Annotated in this window: 10 protein-coding genes; 6 read left to right on the top strand and 4 right to left on the bottom strand. The window is 69.3% G+C overall.

Features of this window, described 5'->3' with window-relative positions; all coding sequences use genetic code 11:
• Positions 1-176 precede the first annotated feature (176 nt).
• The gene (argA, locus tag CY652_RS10840; RefSeq protein ID WP_102130692.1) at positions 177-1556 is read left to right on the top strand and encodes an amino-acid N-acetyltransferase; all 1380 of its coding nucleotides are present in this window, start codon (positions 177-179) and stop codon (positions 1554-1556) included.
• 46 nt (positions 1557-1602) lie between these two features.
• Positions 1603-1878: an oxidative damage protection protein gene (locus CY652_RS10835; protein ID WP_102130691.1), complete on the top strand. Its 276-nt coding sequence runs from the start codon at positions 1603-1605 to the stop codon at positions 1876-1878.
• A 141-nt stretch (positions 1879-2019) separates the two neighbouring features.
• Here CY652_RS10835 and CY652_RS10830 read toward each other — a convergent pair whose 3' ends face one another.
• From CY652_RS10830 to CY652_RS10820, 3 genes are read right to left on the bottom strand one after another with little or no spacing between them, the layout of a single operon-like run.
• Positions 2020-2520: a metallophosphoesterase family protein gene (locus CY652_RS10830; RefSeq protein ID WP_102130690.1), complete on the bottom strand. Its 501-nt coding sequence runs from the start codon at positions 2518-2520 to the stop codon at positions 2020-2022.
• Between the two features lie 57 nt (positions 2521-2577).
• A complete protein-coding gene (locus CY652_RS10825) occupies positions 2578-2958 on the bottom strand; it encodes a cupin domain-containing protein (RefSeq protein ID WP_102130689.1) in 381 nt (126 codons plus the stop codon).
• Positions 2955-3569 (bottom strand): glutathione S-transferase family protein, encoded by a 615-nt coding sequence (locus tag CY652_RS10820; protein WP_102130688.1) that lies wholly within the window; start codon positions 3567-3569, stop codon positions 2955-2957. The genes CY652_RS10825 and CY652_RS10820 overlap by 4 nt, the downstream gene beginning before the upstream one ends.
• 332 nt (positions 3570-3901) lie before the next feature.
• Between CY652_RS10820 and CY652_RS10815 the strand changes: the two genes are divergently transcribed.
• The 3 genes from CY652_RS10815 (at position 3902) to CY652_RS10805 (ending at position 5524) form a co-directional block, all read left to right on the top strand.
• The gene (locus CY652_RS10815) at positions 3902-4150 is read left to right on the top strand and encodes a hypothetical protein (RefSeq protein WP_102130687.1); all 249 of its coding nucleotides are present in this window, start codon (positions 3902-3904) and stop codon (positions 4148-4150) included.
• Positions 4151-4304: 154 nt separating this feature from the next.
• A complete protein-coding gene (locus CY652_RS10810) occupies positions 4305-5093 on the top strand; it encodes a class I SAM-dependent methyltransferase (protein WP_102130686.1) in 789 nt (262 codons plus the stop codon).
• Between the two features lie 191 nt (positions 5094-5284).
• Complete coding sequence (locus CY652_RS10805) at positions 5285-5524, top strand: hypothetical protein (RefSeq protein WP_258002272.1); 240 nt, start codon at positions 5285-5287, stop codon at positions 5522-5524.
• A gap of 438 nt (positions 5525-5962) precedes the next feature.
• On the opposite strand, the gene CY652_RS10800 is transcribed toward CY652_RS10805, so the two are convergent.
• Positions 5963-7012: a LacI family DNA-binding transcriptional regulator gene (locus CY652_RS10800; RefSeq protein WP_102130685.1), complete on the bottom strand. Its 1050-nt coding sequence runs from the start codon at positions 7010-7012 to the stop codon at positions 5963-5965.
• Positions 7013-7355: 343 nt separating this feature from the next.
• Between CY652_RS10800 and CY652_RS10795 the strand changes: the two genes are divergently transcribed.
• Positions 7356-8537, top strand: coding sequence for an L-talarate/galactarate dehydratase (locus CY652_RS10795; RefSeq protein WP_102130684.1), 1182 nt, complete (start codon positions 7356-7358; stop codon positions 8535-8537).
• The last annotated feature ends 76 nt before the right edge of the window (positions 8538-8613 follow it).

The following is an 8613-nucleotide window of genomic DNA, read 5'->3' as shown; positions in this document are numbered from 1 at the left end:
CGAGGCCGGACGCGCCGCGGGCTGCGGCCCGGCGCCGGCGCTTTCGCGCGCCGTCCGGGCGTCCGGCGCGCCGGCGCGGCGAGGCCCGGCCTCGCCGGCGCCGCCGGCCTGCCGATCTCCCGATCGCGCAGGTCTTTTGGGTACATTCGACATGGGGGCGCATTATAATCCCGGGCATGAATTCCCAAACCGACCTCGTCCCCTCGCCCGCAAGCGCGCCGGCCGCTGCCGGCGCTGCGGATTCCGGCCTGCAGCACGCCCAGTTCGTCGACTGGATGCGGTCGGTCGCGCCCTACATCCACGCGTTCAACAACAAGACGTTCGTCGTCGGATTCGGCGGCGAGGTCGTGCACCAGAACCTGCTCAACGCGCTCGCCTCCGACATCGCGCTGCTGCAGGCGATGGGCATCCAGATCGTGCTCGTGCACGGCTCGCGCCCGCAGGTCGAGGAGCAGATGAGCCTGCACGGCGTCGAGTCCGAGTTCTCGCACGGCATGCGCATCACCAATGCCCGCGCGCTCGAATCGGCGAAGGAGGCGGCCGGCGAAGTGCGGCTCGACATCGAGGCCGCCATCAGCCAGGGCCTGCCGAACACGCCGATGGCGCACGCGCACATCAGCGTCGTCTCGGGCAACTTCGTGACGGCGCGGCCGGTCGGCATTCTCGACGGCGTCGACTTCCAGCACACGGGCATCGTGCGCAAGATCGACGCCGACTCGATCCGCCATTCGCTCGCGAGCCGCAAGCTCGTGCTGCTCTCGCCGCTCGGCTTCTCGCCGACGGGCGAGGCGTTCAACCTCGCGATGGAGGACGTCGCGTCGGCCGCCGCCATCGCGCTGCGCGCCGACAAGATCGTGTTCCTCACCGAGACGGCCGGCCTTATGGACGAGAACGGCGAGCTGATCCGCGAAATGTCGCTCGACGACGCCTACCGGCTCCAGGAAAACGGCACCCTGCTCGGCGACGCGGGCTTCTACCTGAAGCACTCGATCCGCGCCTGCCGCGGCGGCGTCGCGCGCGCGCACATCATCCCGTACGCGCTCGACGGCGGCATCCTGCTCGAGCTGTTCCTGCACGACGGCGTCGGCACCATGATCTCCTACGAGAACCTCGAGAGCCTGCGCGAGGCGACGCCCGACGACGTCGGCGGCATCCTCACGCTGATCGAGCCGCTCGAGACCGACGGCACGCTCGTGCGGCGCGGCCGGCACCAGATCGAGCGCGACATCGACCACTTCTCGGTCATCGAGCACGACGGCGTGCTGTTCGGCTGCGCGGCGCTCCACCCCTACCCGCAGGAGCGCATCGGCGAGATGGCGTGCCTGACGGTCGCGCCCGAAGCGCAGGGCGCGGGCGACGGCGAACGGCTCCTGCGCCGCATCGAGCAGCGCGCGCGGGCGCGCGGCCTCACGCGCATCTTCGTGCTGACGACGCGCACCGAGCACTGGTTCCTCAAGCGCGGCTTCGTGAAGGCCAGCGTCGACGACCTGCCCGAAGACCGCCGCCGCCTCTACAACTGGCAGCGCAAGTCGCTCGTGCTGATGAAGCAGCTCTGAGCCGCGCGGCCGCCCCACACCCCGACGAATACAGGAGAAGCACAGCATGGCCCGTCTGATTCAATGCGCGAAGCTCGGCAAGGAAGCCGAAGCTCTCGATTTCCCGCCGCTGCCGGGCGAGCTCGGCAAGCGCATCTATGAAAGCGTCTCGAAGGAGGCCTGGCAGATGTGGCTCAAGCAGCAGACGATGCTCATCAACGAGAACCGCCTGAACATGGCCGACCCGCGCGCGCGCCAGTATCTGATGAAGCAGACCGAGAAGTTCTTCTTCGGCGAGGGTGCCGACCAGGCGTCGGGATACGTGCCGCCGGCGGCAGGGTAAAGGCAAGCGCCCGGGCCAGCCGCGCGACGCGGGGCCCGCTCGCCGGCAGAACGAAAAGTCCACGCTCGTGCGTGGACTTTTTCATTGGCGCGCCGCGAAACGCTCGCGCTGCGGACACCGCCCGCCTATCTCATTCTCGTTTCATTCGACGAGCCGCACCTGCTCCGCGCGGGGCACGCCGTCGCCGACCGTCAGCAGGGCCGCCGAGATCGGCAGCCTGAAGCGGCGCGGGCCGGCGCTGCCCGGGTTCACGTAGAGCACGCCGTCGCGCGTGTCGAGCGACGGACGGTGCGAATGCCCGCTCACGACGACCGCGACGCCCGGTCCGAGCAGATCGGGACGCAGGTCGGACAGCGCGTGCACGACCGCGATCCGGACGCCGCCCGCATCGAGCGTCGTCTGCACGGGCAGCGCGTCGGCCCACGTCCCGCGATCGTTGTTGCCCCGTACCGCGGTCACGGGCGCGATGTGCGCGAGCGCGTCGAGCACGGCCGGCTCGCAGACGTCGCCGGCATGCACGATCGCGTCGCTGCCCTCGACGAAGCGCAGCAGTTCGGGACGCACGAGGTTGTGCGTATCGGAGACGAGCGCGATGCGCAAAGGGCCGGGGCCGGTGATCCGGCGGGCATTCCGCTGGGACATGAGGACGGATTCCGTGACGATGGACAATCGCGGCGGTTCATGAAGTCGCGGCGGAGATCACGGTGCCGCGCCGCCGGACCCGCCGTAGTAGACCGCGAGCCAGACCGTCGGCGCCCCCCCGTCGGTCCAGGCCACCCGATGCCGGCAATGCGCGGGAATGCGCACGTAATCGCCGGGAAAAAGCCGGCGCCGTTGCGGCTCGCCTTCGAACTCGAGCTCCGCGGCGCCGGCAAGCAGCACCACCCATTCCTCGCGCGCGTCGTCGTACCAGAAGCCCTCGGGGCTCGCCTGTCCCTGCGACACGATACGCTCGATCTCGACGCCGCCCCCGGCCGCGAGCCGGTCGAAACGCTCCGCGCCGGGGCTGCCCGCCGCGTCCGCGTACAGGTTCCCGCCGACCGGCCGCACAGCCGGCTCCGGACGACGACGCAGCGTCATTCGAGCGGCGTCGCGACGAAGGCCGGCAATGCCTCGGCGCGCGCCGCAAGCGCCGCGAGCGCCGGATAGCGGCCGGCCTCCACGGCGTCGGGCAAGGCGTACTGCGTGAACCGCCAGGCCACCGCGGCGGCAATGTCGGCATGCGTGACCCGGCCTTCGCAAAGCCAGCCCTCGCAGCCGGCCAGTTGCCGGTCGACGACGTCGTAGGCCGTGAGCATCTGCGCCCGCACGCGCTCGAACCAGGGCGCGTGTTGCCGCTCGGCCGGACGCAACTGGCTCTCGTAGACCATCTGGACGGTCTTCTCCATCGCCGCGAGCGCGAAGCCGATCAGGTGCAGCGCCCGCGCGCGCCCGGCCGGCTGCTCGGGCAAAAGCCGGCGCGCCGGTTCGACCTTGCGGTCGAGGTAATCGAGAATCAAGGTCGAATCGATCAGCAGCGTGCCGTCGTCGTCGACGAACGTCGGCGCCTTCACGACCGGGTTGAGCTGCGCGAACGCGTCGAAGTGCCTGAACACCGACAGCGGACGATGCTCGAACGGCAGCCCGAGCAGATGCATCGCAATGGCCACGCGGCGAACGTACGGGGAATCCATCATGCCGATCAGTTGCATACCGGACCTCGGGAAAAGGGAATGCGGGCCGGAAATGGTGCCGCAATCGTCGATGTATTTCAAGGCTGCCCTTGCCGGCTCCGGACGCGCTCGACCCGGGACGCGCCGATGCGTCGCCCGCCCACGTGAACCGGATTCCGCCTGGAATCGTCGGATCGGGACGTACGCAACGTACCGGCCCGACGAGACCGAACGAGACCGAACGAGACAAAACAAAGGCCAGACGCCGGAAGCCGCGCGACCGCCGCCGATGCTGCGCCGCATCGCCGGGAAATACCTGGCTTTCCATAACGTTTTTGCGACCTAGTCTCAAGACACAAGGAGACGAAATCATGAGACCCGCCTTCAACATCACCGTCGTCATCGTCCTTGTCCTGCTCGTCGCCAATCGCGCGATCGTGCATGTGCAGGCGCACGAGACCGGCTCCATTTCGTGCGCGCAGGGCTCTGAGCTCGTCAGGATCGAAGCCCTCGTCAAGGGCTTCACCGAAATCGGCGCGCGCAGCCAGGGCGAAAACTTCCTGTCGGCCTGTCTCGTGACCGGCAGCGGCCAGATAGGCGGGGTCGTCGCTCACGATTGAGCCCGGAATCGGGCACAATCAGCGCCGGCGCGACACGGCCCTCGCCGTCGTCCGCCCGGAACGCCGACCGGGAAAAGTGGAGAGGCTGCGCCGTTCTTCCGCGCAGGGTTCGCGTTCCGCATCGTTTCGCAACCCCGCAGGAAGGAGCTCCGCCATGAAGCATTCCCCAGCCGCCGTCCACCACGCGGCGGCCGAAGGCTACACCCCGACCGCCGCCGGACACTACGTGCGCGGACGTCCCGACTATCCTCCCGAAATCGACGGCTGGCTGCGCGACACGCTGGGGCTGCGCGCGGGCCAGACCGTGGTCGATCTCGGCGCCGGCACCGGCAAGTTCACGCGCCGCCTCCTCGACACGGGCGCGCGCGCGATCGCCGTCGAACCCGTCGCGGCCATGCGCGAACGGCTGCGTGGCACGCTGCCCGAAGTCGAAGCGCTCGAAGGCACGGCGCAGACGATGCCGCTGCCCGACGCCAGCGTCGACGTCGTGGTCTGCGCGCAATCGTTCCACTGGTTCGCGAACGCCGAGGCCCTCGCCGGCATCCGTCGCGTGCTGAAACCGGGCGGCCGCCTCGGTCTCGTCTGGAACCTGCGCGACGCGCGCATCGGCTGGGTCGCGCGGCTCGACGCCATCGTGAACAGCCGCGAAGGCGACACGCCGCGCTATTACAGCGGCGCCTGGCGGCGCGCCTTCCCGTTCGACGGATTCGGTCCGCTGCACGAGCAGCATTTTTCGATCGGCCACACCGGCTCGCCCGAGGACGTGATCGTCGCGCGCGTGAAATCGACGAGCTTCATCGCGGCGCTCCCGCCCGACGAGCAGGCCCGCATCGACGACGAAGTCCGCGCGCTGATCGCGTCCGAGCCCGAGTTGAGCGGCCGGCCCGTCGTGACCGTGCCCTACGAAACGGCGGCGTTCCACGCGATCAGGGACGCGGCCTGACGCCAACGTCGCGAGCCCGCTCCCGTCGGGAACGGGACACGCTCCCGCCTCGCCGGAAACGCCCGGGGCGGGGCGACAATCCCCGTCCTCCTGCCCTTTCTTTTCTCTTGCACGCCGGCGGCCCGGCGGCGACAATGCCCGCGAACCCGGGGGGAACCATGAAAGGATGCATCCTGTTGGCCGGAGTCGGCATGCTGACGGCCTGCACGGCGGTATCGGACGTCAATGCCGGGCAGGACGGCCACTTCACGGTGACGAGCCACGCGCGCTGGGAACTCGTCTCGTGGAACCACGTGAGAAACGCCGGGCTCAAGCGCGCCGACTCGTATTGCCACCGCAGCCGCAAGGACATGCATACGGTCGCGATCCACAGCCAGGGCCTGAGAGGCCTCACCGCCGAAACCGTCGAGATCGTCTTCGACTGCATCTGATATCGGGGTCGCAGCGCCCCCCGGCCCATCCCCTTTCTTCTGCTGTTTTTCCGCTTCGCACCGCCTCGTTGCGGCCCTGCTTTTCTCCGCCTGCTTTTTCGTTACGTCCCCGTCTTTCGCTCTCCGAACGCAATCGAACGCAACCATTTGCGAAACAGTTTCTTGCGCTTTGGCCATATATCCGCGCGCGCCCGGCAAGGTACACTGACCGTCACATTTTGTTACGCCCTGCATCATGTTGACGACCTTCCTCATCGTCTGCCCGTTCGGCATCGCCGCGCTGTTCGGCTTTGCCAGGCTGATCGATCCCCGTACCGGCCACTTCTCCAGCCGCCGCTGATCCCCCGACGGCACGGTGCGCGGCAGCCGCGCCTCGCTCGCCGCGAAGACCTGCCGTCTTCAGGACAACGTTTCAATCCTCCCGAGCCGCCTCCCGCATCAGGCACTTTCCCGATCGACGATCGTGAAGCCCGTATCGACGTAGACGGGCATCGGCTCGACGTCGCCGCCCGAAAGGCGCGCCAACAGCGCCGCGGCGGCGCGCCGGCCGATGGCGGCGCCGTCCACGCGCACCGTCGAGAGCGGCGGATGAACGTAGGCTGCCGTGTTGAGGTCGCCGAACCCCATGACGGCGAGATCCCGCGGCACCTTCATGCCCCGGCTGGCCGCCTCGGCCAGCACGCCCTGCGCGAGCGTGTCCGAGCTGCAGACGACGACCCTGGGCGCCGCCCCCTTCCCCGCGAGCAGTTTCGCCAGCCCCTCCCGGCCCGTCTGCAGCGTGGCGGGAGCCGGAAGCGTCACGAACGGCACGTCCGTCATGCCGAGGCTGTTCAGCTCGCCGATCAGGCTGCGCGCGCGGCGCAGCCCGCGCGGATCGTCGACCGACAGCACGCCGAAACGCCGATAGCCCTTCTTGCCCGCGAGATGACGCGCGAGCGCCGTGCCGACCTGCTCGTGCGAGAAGCCGATCACCATGTCGATCGGCGTATCCGTCAGGTCCCAGATCTCGACGACCGGAATCCCCGCCCGCGCGAGGCGTTCGACCGTGGCGTCGGTGTGCTGGGTGCCGGCCAGCACGACCCCGTCGGGCCGGCGGCCCAGCACGGCCTCGACGAGCGCCTCCTCGCGCCCGGCGGCGTAGCCGGTCAGGCCGAGCAGCGTCTGGTAGCCCGCGGCCGCCAATCCGTCCATCAGGGACTGCACGGTGTCCGCGAAGATCGAGTTCGCAATGGTCGGCAACAGCACGGCGACGAGGCGGCTCCGGCTGCCGGCGAGCCCGCCCGCCAGCAGGTTCGGCACGTAGCCGGTGGCGCGCACCGCTTCGAGGACTTTCTGCTGCGTTTCGCCGCGAACCAGCTCGGGGCGGTGCAGCGCGCGCGAGACCGTCATCGGCGCGACGCCCGCCGCGCGCGCGACGTCGATCAGAGTGACGCTCTGTGCCGCGCCGCCCGCCTTGCCGACCGGCTTGCGGCCACGCGTTTCGTTCATTTCGGCTCCCCATCAGTGACGCTTTCATTCTGGCATCCGTCCTTGCCTCTTCCTGCGGCGCAAAGCCTGTGCCGTCCCCACGCCGCCCCGCTGCCGCCAGCCTCGTCCGCGATGGACGACGGCACCGCGATGGTTGCGCAATCATTGTATGATCGGTCCATGCGCTGCGCCCGCGCGACGGATGGGCTCCGTTTGTTCGTCCCGTTTGTTCGTCCCGTTCGTTCGTCCCGTTTGGCCGTTCCGCCAGTGCGGAACTCGAAGCTTCCGCCGCTCGCGACGCGCCGCAGACATCGAGGAGACCGTCGGCCCGAACCCGACTCACATCTGCCATTCGAGGACCCCCATGAACGCTCCCCCGGCTCCCGCTTCCCGCATTCCGCACACTCCGCCCGACGCATCCGGCGACAGGATCAACTGGCTACGCGTCGCGTCCGTGTTCCTGCCGCTCGCCACGCCCATCAGCGACGCGAAAGTGCTGACCGGCCGGCAAAAACCGATGACGGAAGTCGCCATCCTGTTCGTCGAACTCGAAACCGCCGACGGGCATCGCGGCCTCGGCTTCAGCTATTCGAAGCGCGCCGGCGGCCCCGGGCAGTTCGCGCACGCGAAGGAGATCGCCCCCGCGCTGATCGGCGAGGACCCGAACGACATCGCGCGCCTCTGGGACAAGCTCTGCTGGGCCGGCGCCTCGATGGGCCGCAGCGGCATGGCGACCCAGGCGATCGGCGCCTTCGACGTCGCGCTCTGGGACCTGAAGGCAAAGCGCGCGAACCTTTCGCTCGCCAAGCTGCTCGGCGCGCATCGCGATTCGGTGCGCTGCTACAACACGTCGGGCGGCTTTCTGCACACGCCGCTCGACCAGTTGCTGGTCAACACGGACGCCTCGCGCGAGAAGGGCATCGGCGGCATCAAGCTCAAGGTCGGCCAGCCGGACCGCGCGCTCGACATCCACCGCGTAGAGACGGTGCGCAAACATCTCGGCGACACGTTCCCGCTCATGGTCGACGCGAACCAGCAATGGGACCGGCCGACGGCGCAGCGCATGTGCCGCGTCTTCGAGCCGTTCAATCTCGTCTGGATCGAGGAGCCGCTCGACTGCTACGACGCCGAGGGTCACGCGGCGCTCGCCGCGCAGTTCGACACGCCGATCGCCACCGGCGAGATGCTGACGAGCGTGCCCGAGCACTGGGAGTTCGTCCGGCTGCGCGCGGCGGACTACCTGATGCCCGACGCGCCGCGCGTGGGCGGCATCACGCCGTTCCTCAAGATCGCCACGCTCGCCGACCACGCGGGCCTGATGCTCGCGCCGCACTTCGCGATGGAATTGCACGTGCATCTGGCCGCCTGCTATCCGCGCGAGCCGTGGGTCGAGCACTTCGAATGGCTGGAGCCGCTCTTCAACGAGAAGCTCGAGATACGCGACGGCCGCATGCTCGTGCCGACGCGCCCGGGGCTCGGCCTCTCGCTGAGCGAGCGCGTCGCGGGCTGGACGGCAGAAAGCTTCGCCACGGGCAAACGACCGTAACGCTTGCCCGCGGCGAAAGCCTGCCGGCGGATCAGGTCGCCGGCGCCGGGACGACGGCGCGAGCGCGTCGGGCGTC

Source organism: Burkholderia sp. WAC0059, from assembly GCF_002870125.1.
Lineage (GTDB): Bacteria > Pseudomonadota > Gammaproteobacteria > Burkholderiales > Burkholderiaceae > Paraburkholderia.
The sequence above is the reverse complement of the archived record's forward strand: the minus strand, read 5'-3'. Positions and strand labels throughout refer to the sequence as shown.